Source organism: Sporocytophaga myxococcoides DSM 11118 (genome assembly GCF_000426725.1).
In the GTDB taxonomy this organism is placed as follows: domain Bacteria; phylum Bacteroidota; class Bacteroidia; order Cytophagales; family Cytophagaceae; genus Sporocytophaga; species Sporocytophaga myxococcoides.
Window position 1 is genome coordinate 61,154 of sequence record NZ_AUFX01000018.1, and the last position, 18,507, is coordinate 79,660.

Below are 18,507 nucleotides of genomic sequence, written 5' to 3' on the forward strand. Positions count from 1 at the left end.
TGGATCAACTCAGTGAAATTACAATAGTTGTGAAACTTTGATACATCTGCCTTATCTATAGTCAGAGTATCAGCTTATACTTATTTATTTTAGAATCTTTCAAGACGCTAAAATCAACTTTGTTATTATGAAACATATTTGCCATATCCTATTTATCCTCCTATTCACATTAATTGTGAATGGGTGTAATTACGACAAGTTTGAAGAGCTATATCCACAGGCTCTTACTAAAGATCCTTGCGACAGTTCAGTTGCAAGCACATACAACCTGTCTGTTAAATATATTTTATCAAGTAATTGTATCTCATGTCATAGTGGCGATGTCGCTTCCGGAGGCATAGTGCTTGATAACTACAAATCAGTTCTTGAACAAGCTCAGAACGGAGCTTTGATGGGAGCAGTCCTTCATAAAGGAGGATATCAGCCAATGCCTCCCGGCTCTTCAATCCCTCAATGTCAGATTGAAAAATTGCAACAATGGATTGATGCAAAAGAGCCACAATAATTAATTAATAAAAGTGATTATGAAAAAACTTGTATTTGTAATATTCATATTGAATATCTCATTTAAGCTTTGGGCTCAGGAAGATCTATTGAATAGTCTTGAAAACGAACAGCCTCAAACCAAACAGTTAGTCTTTGCATCTTTCAAAGGAACAAGATTAATTAATCTTCATACAATTGAGACATTAGGAAAAGGGTCCCTGGATTTTAGAATATCACATAGGTTCTCTGATTTCAGTACCGGAGCATCTAATTTCTGGGGACTGGATGGCCCTGCAACTATTAGACTAGGATTAGATTATTCAGTCACAGATAGATTCACAGTAGGTATAGGAAGATCTTCTTATGGAAAACTTGTAGATGGTTTTCTAAAGTACCGGATACTTAGACAAACAATGGATAATAGTATGCCTATCAGCTTAACCGGATTGGTAACAATGAATGTATCAGCAGATAGAGACCCCAACAAAATCATTACCGGGGTAGATAAGTATGAAAAATTTAGCTCTCGAATTTCTTATATGTATCAACTTATGGTTGCAAGGAAATTCAATGAGAAGCTCACTTTACAATTATCACCGACGTTCATTCATTACAATATGGTAATAAAAAGCAGCGATAAGAATGATATGATGGCGTTGGGGGTATTAGGAAGATACAAAATCACAAGAAGTATTTCCCTGACCGGTGAATATATTTTCAGACTCACCAATTATACCCAAAATCAATCCGATATTTATCATAACAGTGGAAGTGTAGGAATGGACCTTGAAACCGGAGGACACGTTTTCCAGATATTTGTCACCAACTCCTTTGCAATTAATGAAGTCCAATTGATACCATATACTGCCAGCAGATGGGATAAAGGGCAAATAAGATTGGGATTCAATGTTTCAAGAGTCTTTGGTTTAAGCAAAAGTGCAAAAAAACAAAAAGACAAAATTAAAGCTGAGAAAAAATGGTAAAACAACTAATATTCCTCTTTCTGGCATCTTGTTTAATGCTGGTTAGGATAGAACTACAGGCACAAACCCAAAGTAAGGTTTATAAAACTTCCACTGGAAATATCAGTTTTTATTCGGAAACTCCGATTGAAAATATTGATGCACATTCAACTGCCATGTCCTCGGCCATAAATCCCGTAAACAGGAATGCAGCAGCACTTGTAATGATCAATACCTTTAAATTTAAGAATGCTCTAATGCAAGAGCATTTCAATGAAAAGTACATGGAAAGCGACAAATATCCTAAAGCAACATTTTCAGGAATAATTAATGAAAATGTGGACTTGATGAAACCTGGAAATTACAATGTCACTGTAACTGGAAAACTTACCATTCATGGAGTAGAACAGAATAGAACTATAAATGCTACAATCACAGTAAGCGAATCACTTCAGCTTCATTTGAAAGCAGATTTTAATGTTAAGCTTGTAGATCATAAAATTGAAATTCCTGAAATAGTTTTTCATAAAATAGCAGAAGTGATAGCTGTGAAAATTGATGCCGATTATTCTCTGAAGTAAGTCTTTATTCTCTTAACGAAAACTACAAAATTTTCTTCCTGCATATACCTTTAGTTATAATCAAAAATACATACATAGCACATAAGAAAAAGGCAGCCTTTTGAGAGGCTGCCTTTTTAGTTTTAGGAAGATCCAATAATATAAATTGAATATCTCCTGGCCGCAAGAGTAATTGATCTATGTTTGCAACATCACTTCCTTGCCTGAAATAGAGTAATTGCTCTTTTGTAACCTGTAGGTTATCTTGATTCCTATCAAATGTTTCAACACTGATTAATAATAACTTATACTGAAAAAATATTCTATATAAGAAACTAAACTTTATAAATTTATTATAAATTAACACAAAAATTAAACACGAAGCTTTGATGACATTTCACTTCGCAATTCATTTGTGATTTGATTTAAAAATGTCTAATTCAATAAAATGAGTTTAGTTCTAACCAAAAAGTAAAATGCAAATGTCAATAAACATCTTAACCAAAGCTATTACTATTTCAACAATGGGCATATTCCTTCTCATGCTTACAAGTTTGGTGAATCCTACAGATGATATAACAGGTACTTGGATTGAAGCAAAGGATGATAATAAAATGGAAATTTTTAAATCAGGAAATGAATATCAGGCCAAATTGCTATTTAGCAAAGCCGCACTTGAAGCTGATGGCAAAACATTTAAAAAAGATACTAAAAACAATGATCCGAAACTACGCAGCAGAAGCTTAGAAGGAATAGTATACATCACAAAACTGAGATTCAATAAAGGCGCTTATGTAGATGGAAAAATGTATGATTTTACCAGCGGGAATTTTTATGATTGCAAAATAACTGTATCCGGCAATAAACTCAATCTAAGAGGATTTATGGGCTTTGAATTTCTTGGAAAAACAATTGAATTCAATAGAGTGAAGTAGAGGTAAACTATTCCGCTGCTTCACACATAACTAACTACTTTGTTTCTGTTTCAGTTTTATGTTTCTTATTTATGCAGGTTAGCATATTTAGCAATTAGATTTTTATCTGTTACAATATATGCTTCAAAAGTCCCGTCCTGATTCGATTTAACAAAACCAAAAGGATTTTCTTTAGAAGAACCCAAAAAGACATCAATATGATTTCCCTTGATTTTACTACCTACATCTCCTGCAAAAAAATATCCTTCATGTTCTGCCAACTTTCCTTCAGCATCAATATACTTAACGCCTTTAGCCATTGGAATATAAATAACAGAACCAATAGGGACTAATACAGTATCGACAGCAATAGTTATAAAAGGTACTAAATTATAATTCTTACAACCCTTTCCAAATCCACCACTTAATTCCCAAAGTACTTTACTTGAGTTTAAATAATTACCATAGTTCTTATATTTAGAACATTGCCTGCAATCATATTGCATTTCCTTAGAGCGGCCAGCATAGTTGAATACATATGTTCTATTTTCCTTCTTGATAAAAACTGTTCCTTCAATAACTGCATTACACCAATCACATGAGTCTAATTTAAATCCTGTCTTTTTTTCATTTTTATCCAGGATATCAATACCTTTTTCATTATGCATTAAAGTAGGCACATAGTAATATGTTGCCCATAGACTTATCTTTTTTGAATTAGATTGTCCGAAAAGTGTAATTGAAGAAAAGAGAAAACCAATTGTAAGATAAAGCCTCATAAAAAAACTCAATAATTGATAGAATTTAACTTATCTAAAATTCAGAAAATAGTCAATCCTTTTATTATGACATTATACTTTTAAGATCTTTTCCGCTCCTCCAACCAATACAAGTAATTAAAAACTTGTACTCAATTGGAACAATGGCAAATACATTGCGATCAAAATAAATCCAACTATCAATCCCAGGAATATGATCATAAATGGCTCGATCATACTACTGATCATTGAAGTCTGATGTTCAACTTCTTCATTATACTGAAAAGCAATCTTTTCAAAAAAGTTATCCAATTGATTGACTTCCTCTCCAACCTTTATCAATGAAGTCATTCTTTTAGGATAAATAGAAAATGCTGACATGCTCTTATTGAGAGACATTCCATGAAGGATGTCTTTTTCTATCTGAGTTAAAGATTCTTCCAAAGGATAAAAGCCAATCATTTGCTTTACGAGATTAATAGATCTAAGGATAGGAATCTTGGCTCCAATCAATAATGTCATGGAATTACAAAATCTTGCCAGATATACTTTTCTTACGATTTCCCCTGCGAGAGGTATTCTCAATAATATTTTACTTCCGTACTTTCTGAACCAGATTTGCTGGCGTTGAGAATAAATAAAAAGAATAATGGATATGATAAAAAGAAAGAATAAATAAAAATACTTTCTGAAAAAAGCAGATGTATTAACGATCATTTTGGTTATAGCAGGAAGATCTCCTCCAAAGCGTTTGAACACGTCCGCAAACATTGGCACTATAATATTCATCATAAAAAATACTGCTGCCAATGAGGTAAAGAGAACTATTGAAGGATATGTCAGAGCACCTACAATCTGGCGTCTCTGCTTCATTTTCTTATTATAGTAGGCGCCAAGCTCTTTTAATACAATCGGTAGTTTACCACTTTCTTCTCCTATTTGCAAACTAAAAAATTCGTAAGCTGAAAACATTCCTGTGTCTCTGATAGCTCCGGAAAGTGTATTACCAGCGATAACGGAATCTTTAATTTTCGAAAAGAGAGCCTTATCTTTTTCTCTAGTCTGCTCATCACTTATAAGTTCCAGAGTTGTTTTTATATCAACTCCTGCAGAAAGGAGTATTCCAATTTCATGATAAAATGCTTCTTTTTTCTTATCATTTAATTTATTTCCAAAGAGAGATAAGTCTCTATTGAGAAAATCCAGAATGCCTTGAACAGGAGCGTTTCCAGGATCTTTACTTTTTGTCTTCTTTACTTTGGTTAAATCAATTCCATTCATTGAATTAGCTCCTCTTCTTTTTCTTTTTCAATAAGGACATCTGCTCCATATTCCCTTTTGTAAATAAATGGGAGTATATCCTCACCTATAATTCCATCGAACCCCACTTTGTCAATTAAGACTTCAGGAACAAAATTTTCCTCATTGAGAAAATAAAACTTTGGATTAGAGATTACAATTTTAAAAGTATCAGTTATTTCACTTTTTCTTATAACATATCTATTTTCAAAAAAGTAATCTATTGTTTTATCTTCATATTCACACCTCAACCCATCAGACTTTCGTATAACTCGACTTGAATTTAAGAAATCCTTCAAAAGCAGTTTATTAAACAAGATGAGGTCATAATTTCGTTGGCTATTGGCCTTATATTGTCCAAATTGACCACTTATAATTTTATAGGAAGAATAGGCCATACTTATGGTAATACCTGCTATGAGCATAGTTACAATCATTTCCATTATGGTATATGCCTTCAGTTTATTCATCTGCCAAAATAAGTTGACGTGTTTCCGCTAATAATTTTTCCTCCTTTGAGAATACTTGTATTTCAAGCAACAACAAACTTGAATTATTCTGATACTTACTTATTCTTTTCTTCACCACAAGGCCCTGCAATTCCGTTTCCTCATCAAAATAAGACCTTGCCTTTAATGTTTCTTCAACTATCTGTGAAGAAAGAAGCTCAGCTTTTAAATTTTGAAGATTAATTCCCGATCTTAAAATATTGTGATAAATCATCATGCCTATACCAAATGTAATGAACATGATTACCATAGCTACAACCACCTCAATAAGTGTTGAAGCTTTTACCTTCAACGAACTTATTCCATCCATTTAATGATACGTTTTTTCTTTTCTGAGGTGAGTAAACTTGAACCAATAAAATTGGGAGAAAGCTTTGTTACATCAATTGTTGTATTGAACAAACAATTTTCCTGAATATCCGGGGTTTTAAGCCAAAATTTATTGCATAGCACTGTCCCATGTATAATGCCATTTATATCAGCATATCCATCAGCGTATAATAAACCATGTAAAAAAGAACCTTTGTCAAAATGAATCATAGTTTGATACCGGCCTTTTGCTGGTTGTTTCATTAAATCAAGACCTGACTGAGAAGAAAACACAATTCCATCTATTCTGCTGCTTTTGCTAACTTTTATAAATGGCTGGGTTATTTTAAAATCTCTTTGAAACACTCCTAAGACAGAGGGATAGCCTAGCTCCACATTTTCCCCGACAACGATAGAATCCATTGCGAATATTTGAACTTTCCCTTTAAAACCTGATTGTATTTCAACTGACCTAGCGAAGATCAATATATCGTTAAGATTGTTATCTTTAGTGATTCTAAGTAGGGTATCAGATGATACTATAATATTGCCAGACAATTGCTTTCTGCTTATTTCATTTCTCTGAAATATCAAAATTGTTTTTTCAGAAAATGATCTAACTAAAGTATCTTTCTCAAGTTCTGTTATTTTTTCAAACTCTGCTTCAGGAAATTTCTTTTCAAGGAGAGAGAGTATTTTTTCTTTAATCTTATGATTTAATTCAGGTAATTTTGAATCACTTTTTTTAAACTCCCCATGAATCAACTTAGTGCCTGTAAAATACATGGCTCCATTATTTGATCGATCAACCCCTTTATCAGGCAAATAACAAGTGCCCTTTATCAGCGTATTTCCTGCAAGAATCAGTTCATAAATTGAATTTGTAAGATAAATAGCGCATTTGGTTTCTCCATCAGGCTTATAGCCATATTCAATAACTTTAACAATCTCCTTATTATTGGAAAATGCTCTAACAGAAGCCATGTCAAAAATCCCCCAATTCATCCTCTTGAGAGCAATTGAGTCTTCTCCATTACCATAAAGATCAATCAGTCGTTCCTCATTTAATTCGAGTTCTCCTGCATCAGCTAATAAGTAATTAATACCTGATTGAGCATTTCTTATTAAACGCTTATATAAAAGATTTTCGTGATATCCCGAGGTATAATGAAACGATACTAAAATAAGAGAACTGCTAATAAGAGCTATTAGCAGCGAAATAACCAGAACGATAAAAAGTGCATTGGCACGAAACATTTTTAAGTTTGTTTTTCTTCTGTTTCAGCAGGTACTATTTTCTTCATTTTTCGAATCCTTACCTTAGGTTCCTTTTTCTTTTTTTGGGGCTTGGTTTCGTTTTTTTGTTTTTTAGATTCTTTCTTCTTTTTCTTTGAATCCTTCAAATCATTTCCCTTCGGCCCTTCAGTACCTGGCAATGGAGACTTTTGCAAAAGTGGATCTCCGGAGGACTGAGGTACAGCAGTTTGTTTCTTTTTATATTTTCTCCACAACCTTAGTTTAAATCCTTTTCTCTGTTTTTCCTTCTTTACTTTAAGCTCACCTTTTACATACTTCTCAACCTTCACATTCCCTGATGCCTCATATGTATATCTTTTGCCATTAAATAAATTATCTTTGTAAGTACCCTTTTGCAATAACTTTCCCGACTCGTCAAATACAAGAAATTCACCGTGAAGCTTTCCTTTTTTCCAATGATAAACCTCCTTAAGTTCCCCATTAATGTGCCAACTCTTCCACAATCCTTCTTTTCTCCCAAATCTGAACATCCCTTTTTCTCTAAGATTTTTATTCATATAAAAATCACTATACAGCCCATGTAATAGCTTTCCTTCGAAACCACCTCTGGTTCTTTTAATATCATTAGCACTATACCAATAATAGAAATATTCATCTGTCACTTTGATGAGAGGCTTCCCTTCGACTATTTCTGCGTATACAACGTGATCAAGAAAGTTCACGATAACCCTGTTTGGAATATGTAAATCAATCTTTCTCTGCGCCAGGACAGATAATGGAATACTTAATAGAATAAGAAAATATAATCTTTTCATAAAAAATTAATTTCTTTTTATAAACTTCTCTTTACCACAAAAAACAACCTTTACAGAATCTTTACAATTCTTAATTAATTTGACTCCGTCTTCCACAACTCCTTCTTCCATGAGATATTCTTTGCCTTTTATATTCATCAAAGAAACATTCTTGTTGCTTCCTCTATTTTTAATTAACCCGACATAATTTATGACTGTCCAATCTATCTGTATTTCGGGTTCTTTAGGTTTCACAACAACAGGTTTGGATTTTATTTTATTGACTTTTTCCTTTAACCCGACAGAATTAGATGAAATATGAATTCCTCCTAAAAAGGGATCTCTATATTTGGCTACTAATACAAATGTATCTTTTTTGAAAAAATCCTGCTTTCCTCTGATTACAGGCTTCGAAGAGGTAATTTCTTTTGAATCAGAAAATAAAGAACTGTAGATCCTTAAGAATATAAGTCCCCACACAACAACAACTCCTGCAAGCAGAATATAAGTCATCTTTTTATTTTTCATGGTTGAATTGTAAATGACCACAAATCACTATATACCCCTTCTATCCCCGCTGCACTTACTGCTTTTACCTTCCACTTCACCTCTTGCCCCCTACTTATTGAAGAATAGTTATAAGAAGCAGATGTTTGATTGGGATATTCAATGCCCTGACCAGATCCTACTTGTATATAAACTGTATATTTATAACCCGAACCCAGGTCATTCCATTTTAAAGTTCCAGACTGAGTCTGGTTCGAAGCACTCTGTAATGGACTCAATAATGCGACCTTTAAAGGCGTACTATTATCAAGAATGAACTTATACTCTGTCCAGTCTGTCGTATCTTTTTTATCATTATATGCCCTGACTCGCCAAAAGTAAGTGTCTGGAACAGTTAAATTAAAGCTATAGTTTGTAGAAGATCTGAAGTCATTTACGATCGGCTTTTTGTAAGATTGAATTGAGTCTAGCTGAATCTGATAACCCTTCGCACCAAGGAGTTTGGACCATTCAAATTCAACCAATCCTCCTGCTAACACTTTAGAATTGACAGGTAATTTCAGGTTTACTGTTTGTAGTGAGATTTCTGTGGTATCAATCTTAAACTTATTTCCAAAGTATTTAGTCTTGTACCCTCCGTTCATACCTCTTACCTGCCATTCAAACTTACCTGGACCAAGATAATATGTAAACCTGTTGTTCTTAACGATTGTATCAAGGATCATCTTCTCAGGAGCTGCAAAACTTGGAGACACAACTGTTAATTGATAATTCGTTGCAAAGTCAACCTGGCTCCACCAGAAGGTTTGAGAATAATTTATAGAATCTTTTCCATTAGGAGTATATATTGTGATCTCTTCCTTTTCTATATCCTTCTCAAAAATTTCAGTGCAAGAAGTCAGAGCAACCATGCTCCAAAAAAGTAAATTCAAAAATTTAAATTTTCGCATCATCCTTTTTGATTTTTTTCAGTTTTATTTTAAGTGTCTGAATATACATTGTAAGAACCAGCACTTTCTTTTTTCTTTTATTATCGTATGTCATATCAAAACTACTGGAAGATATCCTTCCTACAGCTTCCTTTTGCTCCAGTAAATAAAGTAGTTTTAACAGATCAGTAAAATGTCCTTCAACCTTCAGTTCAGTAGTTCCTATGATAAATTCCTTTTCTTCATAAAATTCTTCATTAGGAAGTTCTTGCAATAGTAAATTATTCTTAGAACAAAAGATTGAAACTACTTCCAAAAGATGCCCTTGATCCTTCAATGAATCTGCGAAATATGAAGACAACTTCTCCTTTAAAGCATTGGATTTAATCTCCATTAATCTTCTTTTTTCCGGAGCTTCTTTTGCATGAATCAATTTTGCCTTCTGCTCTTTATTAAATAAATACAGCTCTACTGTTTTATTAAAGGCAAGCAAATACGCAACAATCAGGAAAAAAACTCCTCCTGCAAGCAAATACTTATTTTTGACTTTATATGATAAGTTATTCCAGTTCATCATTAATCAAAATTTGCAGTATAAAATTCCCTGATCTGGTTTTATGATCAAATGAATAATCTTCCACATTTACTTCCTTCACCCATTGCTGATCTTTTAATATTTTAACCCATGAATTTAATTCAGTAGGCCTTACACAATATCCATCAATACGTATGGCTCCGTTATCAAATACCTCCTTACGCTGAACCCTGCTTTCTTTTTGATTATATGGATTCATTGCCAACTTGGTCAGAGTTATTGATGAAGGCAACAACACAGCTATTTGATCAGAATAAAATGAAAACCTTGACGAGACAAGCCAACCGGCTTCAGTTAGAAATAACTCTTTCTGTTGAAGCTCTTTTTCATCAACTTCCAGATTTGACGAAAGATCATTAAGCTTACTTAATTTTATTGCAAGCTTTTCATTTTCCTGTTTATAATTGGTAAGCAAAAGTGTATTGATTAAAAGCATTGACAGAAAAAATGTCAATATCGAAATCCCTAAAAGTTTAAACTTACGCTTTTGCTGAAATTCTTCTTTTTGAACAATTACCTGCTCTATACTTACACTTACTCTATCTGAATCTATAATGCCAAGAAATGCCGATACATAAGCAATTAATAAATCTCCTGAAACCATTTCATCCCCTGCCTTAATTAAGGAATTATCCGATTCCTCTTTTGTTCTATAGGTCTCAATTTGATTTTTGTTAAAAATCAGTTCATGATGTCCAAAAGACAATGAAGAAACTTCAATTGACAACAACTGAAATAAATCATTCACCACAAAAGGGCCCAGACTCAGACTTGTAACAAAGTAATCTTGTTCTGCAAATTTCTGTAATAAAGAATCTACCAATTGTTTCCTTGTTAAGGAAATATATAGATGATTGGCTGCTGCTTCAGCTTTTTGTATATAATAGTCCGTTAACTTGGCATTGGGAAAAATCTGATTGAATATCTGAGTATCATCTGAATATTCGTCTTTAATCTTCTTATGCAAAATGCCTCGTCCGGTTAAAGTTAAGAACAAAGGAATATCTTGCGGTATAAGCAATTTCAGTTTTTCAAAATCCTCTACTTCTTTTTCCTTGAATTCAATCTGAGCGATATTATTCTTAACTGAAAGTAACACACAGTTGAATGTATATTTCCCTTCACTTGAGAAAATAACCTCAATGCCTGCAACCTTCTTCTGTTTTGAAAGTATCTCGCTCAGCTGTTTGATCATGATTAGTATATAATTGTTGGTTTAATAAAAACCACAGAAATCATTTTACTTTTTGATCTGGATCTACTGCTGAAAATCCATTTGATAATCGGAATTCTGGACAAAATCGGTACACCAGATCCTCTTTCTGATGTCTCATTTCTTTCCAATCCTCCAAGCACTACCATTTCTTCATTTCGCACCCTTACAATTGATTTAAACTGGCTTGTTGAAGACGGTGGCGGTCCTGACGGAGCTTCTCCTATAAAGTCAGTGATACTTACATCAATATTCAAAGTCACCTGATCATCTCCTGAAACTATTGGTTTTATATTGATAGATAAATTTGCCTGAACTGCATTATAAGTTTCTGTTGTAATATTTGTGGGAGTTAGACTTCCTACCACATTTTGGGTTTTTAAAGCATAGTACCTGGTTGTTCCTATACTCAGATTTGCATCATGACCATTAAGCGTCGATAGCTTTGGAGTAGATCGGACATTTACATTATCATTGCTTTCAAGTGCTGTTAATCCCACGTAAAATTGAGGAGTAACCTTCCCGATATTGAAAACATTGTTGGTACCCAACCATCCTAAAAAGTCATTAATAGATTTGGATCCAAAATTAAACTTAAGACCTGGAAATATTGAGCCTCCAGTCCTTACTGTATCCGAAATCCCGGCTGAAATACCTGTTTCTACCTTTCTTCCTTTTCTCACATCCATAAGGATTACTTCAATCATAACCATCGGTACAACCTTATCCAACTGCCTTACGAATGCTTCTATTTCAAAGATCTGAGGTAAACTTCCTGATAACAGGATACTGTTTAATTCTTTAAATTCTTTTATTTCCACACCTTTCTTTAACTCTGCCGGAATAATCTCCTGCACTGCATCCAGCGAACGATATTGAAATTGAATGACTTTGTTTGCTCGCAAACCTTCAAGTTTACGATCACCTATCATATAAATTTTATTATCAATCTTAAAAGTATAATCAGTGCCCTGAAGCAGCCGGCTTAAGAAATCATCAAACTTTACATTGTTTACGCTGGTCGTAGCATTGCCTTTAATATCTGAAAATAAAAAGTAACTTATTCCCATCTCTTCTGTAACCGCTTTAACAACATCAGCAATAGGAGCATTCACGGCTTCAAGTGAAATCATTTTTCTCCCCAGTGAATCTTCATTTACCTCAACAAATAAACTGGATGCTGCAGCGCTTCCCTGTTGCATGTTGGCCTTATTCTGACCTTGTGGCTTTTGATAAGTATTCTTTTTCTTGTTTCTCGGATCGTTTGAAGATAAAAGATCTTCTCCTTCTTCAATCGTCTTTAAAACATAAAACTCATCATCAGTCTTTAATATCTTCAGGCTATTAGCGTAAGCCATCTTTTGAATAGCGTTTTCAAATGGCATATCTTCAATATAGGCACTCACCAATTTCCCTGTCAAACCAGAAGAAAGAATCACATTCTTCTTTGTTGTCTGTGTTATCTTCTTTGCAACTTTATCTAAAGTATCATTTTTAAGGTCTAAGCTTAGAAGATTGTTATAGCTATTATACTTGACAAGTATTTCTCTTGGAGGAGCTGCAGCCTGTATTACAGGAGGTGGGTTATACTTTTTAAATGACATGATCGAACCAACAAACTGAACATCCAGCTCATGTTCTTTTGCCAGAAAAAGTAGAATGTTGTATACCTTTTCGTTGGTGAAATTATTATAAACACGAATATTCAAAGTCGGATCTACACTTATATTCAGATTGTGCGACTCAGCTATCCCTCTCAGAAACTCCTGAATAGACGCTCCTGAAACTGAAAAATCAACAGTTTCTTTAAGACCAGGACTTAGATCTGCAAGATCTCTTAGTCGTTGTTCAAGATCTGAATATCTGTCTTGCTGAGCCCAAGCATTTCCAGTCCAAAGGAACAAGATCAAATAAAAATATAATAGCTTTGTTTTCACTTTAAAAATTAACTAATAATGGATAAATTTCTTCTAATGATGTTAACCCCTCTTCAAAAAGTTCGAAAGCATTCTCCGAAAGTGTTTTTATATTTCTTTCTTTAAGTTCTGAGGAAACGTCAAATACGCCTCCCTTAATTCTCTCCGCAAGCTCATAATCTATCGGTATCACCTCATATACTGCTTTACGACCTTTGTAACCAGTATAAAAACAATGGTCACACCCCTTAGGTACAAAATGCCTTGTCACTGTTCTATAGGCCTTAAACTGTCTTGGATAAAGGTTAGGATCAAAGGACACTTCCTCTTTGCAATGCAGACAAAGTGTTCTGACAAGTCGTTGCGCTACTGTTGTATTTAATGTATTGGCAACAAGAAATGAAGGGATCCCCATATCAATCAGACGTGAGATAGTTCCCCAGGCCGAATTGGTGTGTATTGTAGACAAAACAAGGTGCCCGGTCAATGATGCTCTTATTGCCATGGAGGCTGTATCAGGATCTCTGATCTCTCCCACCATAATTACATCGGGATCTTGCCTGAGGAAGGTTCTTAAAGCACTGCCAAAATTTAAACCAATACTTTCTTTCAACTGAACTTGGTTAATACCTTCAAGCGTGTATTCAATCGGATCTTCTATTGTTAGAATATTCCGTGTTTCTTTATTCAGCAACTTTAATGTTGCATACAATGTAGTAGTCTTACCACTACCGGTAGGACCACTAATAAGCAACATTCCATGAGGACGCTTGGCACCTTCGAGATAGCTCTTTAGATCATATTCCGAAAATCCAAGTCTGGTAATGTCAATATTCGTTGCGTCATTACTCAAAAGTCTTAGTACAACTTTTTCTCCATGTAATGTCGGAAGGACTGAAACACGTATATCAAACTTATTCCCTCTGTGATTAAAGAAAATACGCCCATCCTGGGGTAGTCTTTTCTCCGCAATATCAAGATTAGACATAATCTTGATCTTATTGATCATAGAAGGATAATCATTCTTTTCAAGAATATACCTTTCCACAAGCATTCCATCTATCCTTATCCTTACCCGACAGCGTTCATCATAAATTTCAATATGGATATCACTGCTTTTTAGACTTTTGGCTTCAGCAATAAGATTAGAAAGGAAATCTTCCGAAGTTCCTGTATACGCCTGGCTCTTCTTGCGACTATCCTGGCTATCTCTTAAATAATACTTGCTAAGAGACTTCTGAATTATCTCAGTTGCAATTTTTTCAAGCAGAACGCTTTTACCTAATAAAACCTCAAGCTCTTCCGCAATCATCGGATCAAAAGTACTTTCATCAATAAGAAAGCTTATCTTTTGAGCATCTTCATGTTTAGGAACAATTCTATATTGCCATGCCTGATCCGGAGAAAGGATTTGCAGCAACTCCGCTTTTATTGTCGCTATAGATTCATCATTGTTCATATTTATGACATGATTATGAAAATGAGATCACTAATAGATTTATAGAAAACATCAACAACGATAATCGGTATCAGCAAAGCTGATTGAAGCCCTGCAAGCGGAATGTAATCGTTTTTATTTGCTTTTACCAAACGAATAAGAATTATACTAATTACTATTACCAGAAGGCTTGTGACATAAAACAATACAAAGACAACAGGACTAAACAAAGGTGTGATGGCTAACAAGAACAAAATATCTCCGATACCCAAATAATCCTTTGTTATATTTACAAATTTTCTGCTTTTAACTGAAAAATATCCCCATACCATTACCAACTGAACGATAACGAAAAGCATATTTAATCCACAATCCAGGAGACAGCTCGTTATATCAATCTTCTGTAACCTGAGTAAAAATGTAAATAGAAACAACAATGGGAAAAAGTACCAGCTCACCGCTCTATCCTTCAGATCCTGAAAAAATATAAAGGACAGTACTCCGACCATTAATAATACAAACAGTGCCTGTTGCATAATTTAATCCTGCACAGTTTCTCTCAGGTTTTTATTCTGATCGATTTCCCACTCATTAAAAACTCCATCGCCATCAAAATCAACGACAGCTCTGGCCTTAGCAACAAATGTGGTGGGAGACGCATCCGTTATTTCTATTCTATAATTTGCCTGACCGTTTTCAGATTCATCCACAAGGCTTTCCTGAATAAAACCAATAGCAGCAAGATCACCGGAATATTTGGACTTTTCATAAAAAAACGTTTTTTCCAATGTGTACACATGTTCCAGCTGAATTTTCGCTTCTGTACTTTTAGCTTTGGTAATAAGTGGTAGTAAATTGGGCAAAGCCAACAAAACTAGAATTCCAACAATAACAAGTACAACAAGTACCTCTGTAAGAGTAAACGCAGCTACCTTTGAATTTAAAAGACGTTTCTTCATAAAACTGATTTCAGAAAAATTGGAATCTAATTTACTTAATTTAATGTGTAAAATTTAGGTTAGGCAAGAAAATTGTATCTAAAGCATCAAAATAATGATACATGAAAAATATTAGCCTTTCACTTTTTTTAATATTGATCAGCTTTTCTGGGAAATCAATGAACGCCCCCTCAGAGCTATATTTTAGATTATATAATGGAGGGCTATTTACTATATCTATTGATGATCAGGAATTTAAATCACCATGTAATAATTTCAGGCTTTCCAGCATTTTTCCTGGAAAGCATCTTTTTCAGATAAACAAACTTCCTCCTGTCACAGACTTAAACACTCCTCTATCTCCTAATGCACTTATTGAAGTTCCCTCTTCTTCAGTAGTTTATCTTGTTCTTGATCCTAACAATCAGATTCGTATTACCAATATAGTCCCTCTTAACTCAATTTCCGGATTGAAGAACAATTATTGTAGCGAAAGTCACCTATATAGCAGCTATTCTTCCGACATATCGTACTGCTCTGAAAAATTTGATTATCTACCTATTGAACAAAAGGAGTTTGAAAATATCAAAAATGATATAAAAGAAATAAACTCAGATTTTAACCGTCTTATTGCAATAAAAGACTTTATATATCATAATAAATTATCCACTCCGCAGGTCGGCGAACTTATGCTGCTGTTTTCTTTTGAAAAAGAGAGGTTGGACCTTGCTAAATATGCTTTTTCCTTTGTCTCTGACCCAAGAAAATACAATCAGATATCACAATATTTTATTTTTAATGGGACAACACAGCAGCTGTGGTTTGATCTGAGCAACAGCTATAAAGATTAAAATTCACTAACTACTATTGTTTTTCCTCGAAATATTTCTTTCGAAGATAGTCTATATTGACTAACCCTACTATAGTATTGATTATGCTGGCGCGTGTTTTCCAAACACGTGCCCAACAGCACTATCCTCTACAACACATCCATTTTTTCCTTATTATTATTTTTTCAAAAAAATATAGCCAGCTACAGAAACTGGCTATCTTTAAATCTTTTCCTTTATCTCTCGCATTACAAATGCGAAGGCACTTTATACAATATGAATAACAATCTTAATTATCCCTCTGTCACAGATTGCACGCTTTACAAAAGCGCGTTAGCCTTCCGAGAATGACAAACGCGGCCCAGCTGGATTTAAATAATTATTGAAAACAGCCTAATACATTTTTATAAAAATTTAGATATGTATTTCCGCCAGCTAAGCTTGCGCATTGGAATGCCACAGAACACTTAGAATCTTGGCTTCTATCCGCATCCACATTTAAACGTTGAAGTGTAAAATATTTCTTAATCATAAATACCGCATCAAGGAACGATTCTCCGTTATCTGCACATTCTAGCAATATATCTTCCTCATCCTCATGATCAAGTAATTTAATTTTTTTATCACTCTTGTCTAAGATTAGAATATCAGCCTCATACCTTCCAAAATAGACATAGATCCCATTTTCATCAATTTTATCATCAAACTTTATTCTGCCTATTTTTAGATTTACCAGATGATAATTCGAAACAAGGCTTAAAATTTCATCTGATAAATTTAAATCGCCACTAATTTTAGTAATATCAAATTGTTTAACAAAATCACTTTTATAATCCTCCGAAGCTTTAACTAGATTCATCTCTCCTTCTGTCGGTTTAAGTGATTTAATTTGCTCAATAAAATCCTCTGCTTTCATAATCTCGATTATATATGTCTTCTTTTATTAACCTTCTGGAACATCACTAACAACTTTATCATTTTGATCCGTAACCTTAAATCTTTTCTCAATCAACCCAGTCCCTACATATTTCTTTGATTTTTTATCATATGTATAATCTGAATATACATTATATGTATCTGTTGTGGACATTACATTCCCCCGTTCATCTAACATTTGCTCTCTTCCCGTCCACTCATAGTATTGATTACTTTGAGAGTCAAAATACAATTTATCCATATACATTCCATTCTCAAATAACATTCTGGTGGAATGAGGATCATCACTAAAAAAATCCATCTTTATTGAATAAATATTCATTGCTGCAGTCAATCCTTTTGATGCTCGAGAAAGGTTATGCCAAATTCTCATCCAGCCTCTTCCTCTGTGTAATTTTTCTGGCAAAGCTATTGCCATACTTCCATGATCAAGATGGTGATGTTCTAAAGTTTGACCTTTCCAGTTTCGATGAGATCGGTTATGTTCTAACCATTGATCATCAACTATTGGAGATTCACCATCTTGAATTCTTAATTTATTTTCATCACTCAACATGTATTCATGAGTTTCCATGAACTTTTCTCAGTAGTAAGCTGGATTTCTCATGAATCCATATTTTGTCCGCGGGCCATTGTCTACCTTCGGCATTTTTATTAAAGGTTGTCCTTTATAATAAGATTCTAACCTAGCTGGCGCGCGTTTGTAACGCGTGCCCAACTACACCTCTCTTCTTCAACATATCTCCTAAATCATATCAAACAGTTCTCTTACTTCAAAAACTCAATTGCAACTAATCCTTTCCGTCCACAATAATCTCTTGCTGAACTAAACAAATAATCTTCTGGATTCTCTACTATCATATCCTCAACAGGATTTTTATGAATGTAATCTAATTTCTGATTCATAAATGAAACAGTTTCTATCCCTTTGGCCTTATTCCCATCTTTCCAGACTTTATAATTCTTTATCCTTTTCAAATATTCTCCTGCTCTTTCAAACATTTTAAGGAGCCATCCTCTCCTGCTTTCTCCTATTACTTTTATCTCTGAAACAATCTTTTTACTTGTAAACTTTTTAAAGTCTCGCATTATATCTGATAATTCAAAATCTCTTTTCGCTGATATAATCATGTGAATATGACTAGGCATTATAACCCACGCATATACAATAAGGCCTTTTTCCTTAATACAAAAGTTCAATGAATTTACAATCAATAGACGTAACTCTTTGCGGGTAAATAAATCTATCCATTCTACTATTGTGAGGGTAACAAAATAGATGCCTTGCTGGTGATTCTTAAATCCATAGTTGTCTGACATAGCTGGTTTTTTGCCTCAAAATAAACAAAATAGCCCG

22 protein-coding genes are annotated in these 18,507 nt (G+C 33.9%); 5 read left to right on the forward strand and 17 right to left on the reverse strand.

What is annotated here, in order from left to right:
- The first annotated feature begins 127 nt into the window (after window positions 1–127).
- The 4 genes from K350_RS0117860 to K350_RS0117880 all read left to right on the forward strand — a co-directional run bounded on the left by K350_RS0117860 (window position 128) and on the right by K350_RS0117880 (window position 2,943).
- On the forward strand, window positions 128–505 hold the full coding sequence (locus K350_RS0117860; protein WP_156027088.1) for a c-type cytochrome domain-containing protein: 378 nt from the start codon (window positions 128–130) through the stop codon (window positions 503–505).
- Window positions 506–524: 19 nt separating this feature from the next.
- Window positions 525–1,469, forward strand: coding sequence for a DUF5777 family beta-barrel protein (locus tag K350_RS29415; RefSeq protein ID WP_037576293.1), 945 nt, complete (start codon window positions 525–527; stop codon window positions 1,467–1,469).
- On the forward strand, window positions 1,463–2,029 hold the full coding sequence (locus K350_RS0117870) for a YceI family protein (protein ID WP_028981072.1): 567 nt from the start codon (window positions 1,463–1,465) through the stop codon (window positions 2,027–2,029). Before K350_RS29415 ends, K350_RS0117870 begins: the two co-directional genes overlap by 7 nt.
- A gap of 461 nt (window positions 2,030–2,490) precedes the next feature.
- The gene (locus K350_RS0117880; RefSeq protein ID WP_162144191.1) at window positions 2,491–2,943 is read left to right on the forward strand and encodes a DUF2147 domain-containing protein; all 453 of its coding nucleotides are present in this window, start codon (window positions 2,491–2,493) and stop codon (window positions 2,941–2,943) included.
- Between the two features lie 65 nt (window positions 2,944–3,008).
- On the opposite strand, the gene K350_RS29420 is transcribed toward K350_RS0117880, so the two are convergent.
- The 14 genes from K350_RS29420 to K350_RS0117950 form a co-directional block, all read right to left on the reverse strand.
- The gene (locus tag K350_RS29420; RefSeq protein ID WP_051313299.1) at window positions 3,009–3,701 is read right to left on the reverse strand and encodes a 3D domain-containing protein; all 693 of its coding nucleotides are present in this window, start codon (window positions 3,699–3,701) and stop codon (window positions 3,009–3,011) included.
- Window positions 3,702–3,818: 117 nt separating this feature from the next.
- The gene (locus K350_RS0117890) at window positions 3,819–4,961 is read right to left on the reverse strand and encodes a type II secretion system F family protein (RefSeq protein WP_028981075.1); all 1,143 of its coding nucleotides are present in this window, start codon (window positions 4,959–4,961) and stop codon (window positions 3,819–3,821) included.
- Window positions 4,958–5,449 (reverse strand): pilus assembly FimT family protein, encoded by a 492-nt coding sequence (locus tag K350_RS0117895; RefSeq protein WP_028981076.1) that lies wholly within the window; start codon window positions 5,447–5,449, stop codon window positions 4,958–4,960. The genes K350_RS0117890 and K350_RS0117895 overlap by 4 nt, the downstream gene beginning before the upstream one ends.
- A complete protein-coding gene (locus K350_RS0117900) occupies window positions 5,442–5,798 on the reverse strand; it encodes a type IV pilus modification PilV family protein (RefSeq protein WP_028981077.1) in 357 nt (118 codons plus the stop codon). The genes K350_RS0117895 and K350_RS0117900 overlap by 8 nt, the downstream gene beginning before the upstream one ends.
- Window positions 5,786–7,054 carry a hypothetical protein gene (locus K350_RS0117905; RefSeq protein WP_028981078.1) on the reverse strand — a complete coding sequence of 423 codons (1,269 nt, stop codon included), beginning with the start codon at window positions 7,052–7,054 and terminating at the stop codon, window positions 5,786–5,788. The genes K350_RS0117900 and K350_RS0117905 overlap by 13 nt, the downstream gene beginning before the upstream one ends.
- A gap of 2 nt (window positions 7,055–7,056) precedes the next feature.
- Window positions 7,057–7,869: a toxin-antitoxin system YwqK family antitoxin gene (locus tag K350_RS0117910; protein WP_028981079.1), complete on the reverse strand. Its 813-nt coding sequence runs from the start codon at window positions 7,867–7,869 to the stop codon at window positions 7,057–7,059.
- 6 nt (window positions 7,870–7,875) lie between these two features.
- A complete protein-coding gene (locus K350_RS0117915) occupies window positions 7,876–8,376 on the reverse strand; it encodes a hypothetical protein (RefSeq protein WP_028981080.1) in 501 nt (166 codons plus the stop codon).
- Entirely contained in the window at window positions 8,373–9,287 is a 915-nt protein-coding gene (locus tag K350_RS0117920) for a hypothetical protein (RefSeq protein ID WP_156027089.1), read from the reverse strand. Before K350_RS0117920 ends, K350_RS0117915 begins: the two co-directional genes overlap by 4 nt.
- 4 nt (window positions 9,288–9,291) lie before the next feature.
- A complete protein-coding gene (locus tag K350_RS0117925) occupies window positions 9,292–9,861 on the reverse strand; it encodes a hypothetical protein (RefSeq protein ID WP_028981082.1) in 570 nt (189 codons plus the stop codon).
- On the reverse strand, window positions 9,845–11,074 hold the full coding sequence (locus K350_RS0117930; protein ID WP_028981083.1) for a hypothetical protein: 1,230 nt from the start codon (window positions 11,072–11,074) through the stop codon (window positions 9,845–9,847). The genes K350_RS0117925 and K350_RS0117930 overlap by 17 nt, the downstream gene beginning before the upstream one ends.
- Before the next feature lie 2 nt (window positions 11,075–11,076).
- Window positions 11,077–13,029, reverse strand: coding sequence for a secretin and TonB N-terminal domain-containing protein (locus K350_RS0117935; protein ID WP_211236763.1), 1,953 nt, complete (start codon window positions 13,027–13,029; stop codon window positions 11,077–11,079).
- 1 nt (window position 13,030) lies between these two features.
- Complete coding sequence (locus K350_RS0117940; RefSeq protein ID WP_028981085.1) at window positions 13,031–14,467, reverse strand: GspE/PulE family protein; 1,437 nt, start codon at window positions 14,465–14,467, stop codon at window positions 13,031–13,033.
- A gap of 2 nt (window positions 14,468–14,469) precedes the next feature.
- Window positions 14,470–14,982, reverse strand: coding sequence for a hypothetical protein (locus K350_RS32420; RefSeq protein ID WP_156027090.1), 513 nt, complete (start codon window positions 14,980–14,982; stop codon window positions 14,470–14,472).
- Window positions 14,983–14,985: 3 nt separating this feature from the next.
- Window positions 14,986–15,405, reverse strand: coding sequence for a prepilin-type N-terminal cleavage/methylation domain-containing protein (locus K350_RS0117950; RefSeq protein ID WP_028981087.1), 420 nt, complete (start codon window positions 15,403–15,405; stop codon window positions 14,986–14,988).
- A 101-nt stretch (window positions 15,406–15,506) separates the two neighbouring features.
- Here K350_RS0117950 and K350_RS0117955 point away from each other — a divergent pair, with 101 nt between their 5' ends.
- Window positions 15,507–16,235, forward strand: a complete 729-nt coding sequence (locus K350_RS0117955; protein WP_028981088.1) for a proline and serine-rich protein 1 family protein — start codon at window positions 15,507–15,509, stop codon at window positions 16,233–16,235.
- 358 nt (window positions 16,236–16,593) lie between these two features.
- Here the strand turns inward: K350_RS0117955 and K350_RS0117960 are convergent, their stop codons facing one another.
- The 3 genes from K350_RS0117960 to K350_RS29425 all read right to left on the reverse strand — a co-directional run bounded on the left by K350_RS0117960 (window position 16,594) and on the right by K350_RS29425 (window position 18,470).
- Window positions 16,594–17,130, reverse strand: a complete 537-nt coding sequence (locus K350_RS0117960) for a hypothetical protein (protein WP_028981089.1) — start codon at window positions 17,128–17,130, stop codon at window positions 16,594–16,596.
- Window positions 17,131–17,157: 27 nt separating this feature from the next.
- Window positions 17,158–17,724: a hypothetical protein gene (locus K350_RS0117965; RefSeq protein WP_028981090.1), complete on the reverse strand. Its 567-nt coding sequence runs from the start codon at window positions 17,722–17,724 to the stop codon at window positions 17,158–17,160.
- A 194-nt stretch (window positions 17,725–17,918) separates the two neighbouring features.
- Window positions 17,919–18,470 (reverse strand): REP-associated tyrosine transposase, encoded by a 552-nt coding sequence (locus tag K350_RS29425; RefSeq protein ID WP_037576304.1) that lies wholly within the window; start codon window positions 18,468–18,470, stop codon window positions 17,919–17,921.
- Window positions 18,471–18,507 lie beyond the last annotated feature (37 nt).

Bases quoted from the DNA above. Each gene is read 5' to 3' on its own strand.
- K350_RS0117880 (WP_162144191.1), top strand. From the start codon at position 2,491: ATGTCAATAAACATCTTAACCAAAGCTATTACTATTTCAACAATGGGC.
- K350_RS0117890 (WP_028981075.1), bottom strand. From the start codon at position 4,961: ATGAATGGAATTGATTTAACCAAAGTAAAGAAGACAAAAAGTAAAGAT.
- K350_RS0117940 (WP_028981085.1), bottom strand. From the start codon at position 14,467: ATGAACAATGATGAATCTATAGCGACAATAAAAGCGGAGTTGCTGCAA.
- K350_RS0117905 (WP_028981078.1), bottom strand. From the start codon at position 7,054: ATGTTTCGTGCCAATGCACTTTTTATCGTTCTGGTTATTTCGCTGCTA.
- K350_RS0117950 (WP_028981087.1), bottom strand. From the start codon at position 15,405: ATGAAGAAACGTCTTTTAAATTCAAAGGTAGCTGCGTTTACTCTTACA.
- K350_RS29420 (WP_051313299.1), bottom strand. From the start codon at position 3,701: ATGAGGCTTTATCTTACAATTGGTTTTCTCTTTTCTTCAATTACACTT.
- K350_RS0117860 (WP_156027088.1), top strand. From the start codon at position 128: ATGAAACATATTTGCCATATCCTATTTATCCTCCTATTCACATTAATT.
- K350_RS32420 (WP_156027090.1), bottom strand. From the start codon at position 14,982: ATGCAACAGGCACTGTTTGTATTATTAATGGTCGGAGTACTGTCCTTT.
- K350_RS29415 (WP_037576293.1), top strand. From the start codon at position 525: ATGAAAAAACTTGTATTTGTAATATTCATATTGAATATCTCATTTAAG.
- K350_RS0117900 (WP_028981077.1), bottom strand. From the start codon at position 5,798: ATGGATGGAATAAGTTCGTTGAAGGTAAAAGCTTCAACACTTATTGAG.
- K350_RS0117925 (WP_028981082.1), bottom strand. From the start codon at position 9,861: ATGATGAACTGGAATAACTTATCATATAAAGTCAAAAATAAGTATTTG.
- K350_RS0117930 (WP_028981083.1), bottom strand. From the start codon at position 11,074: ATGATCAAACAGCTGAGCGAGATACTTTCAAAACAGAAGAAGGTTGCA.
- K350_RS0117960 (WP_028981089.1), bottom strand. From the start codon at position 17,130: ATGAAAGCAGAGGATTTTATTGAGCAAATTAAATCACTTAAACCGACA.
- K350_RS0117870 (WP_028981072.1), top strand. From the start codon at position 1,463: ATGGTAAAACAACTAATATTCCTCTTTCTGGCATCTTGTTTAATGCTG.
- K350_RS0117895 (WP_028981076.1), bottom strand. From the start codon at position 5,449: ATGAATAAACTGAAGGCATATACCATAATGGAAATGATTGTAACTATG.
- K350_RS0117915 (WP_028981080.1), bottom strand. From the start codon at position 8,376: ATGAAAAATAAAAAGATGACTTATATTCTGCTTGCAGGAGTTGTTGTT.
- K350_RS0117965 (WP_028981090.1), bottom strand. From the start codon at position 17,724: ATGGAAACTCATGAATACATGTTGAGTGATGAAAATAAATTAAGAATT.
- K350_RS29425 (WP_037576304.1), bottom strand. From the start codon at position 18,470: ATGTCAGACAACTATGGATTTAAGAATCACCAGCAAGGCATCTATTTT.
- K350_RS0117910 (WP_028981079.1), bottom strand. From the start codon at position 7,869: ATGAAAAGATTATATTTTCTTATTCTATTAAGTATTCCATTATCTGTC.
- K350_RS0117955 (WP_028981088.1), top strand. From the start codon at position 15,507: ATGAAAAATATTAGCCTTTCACTTTTTTTAATATTGATCAGCTTTTCT.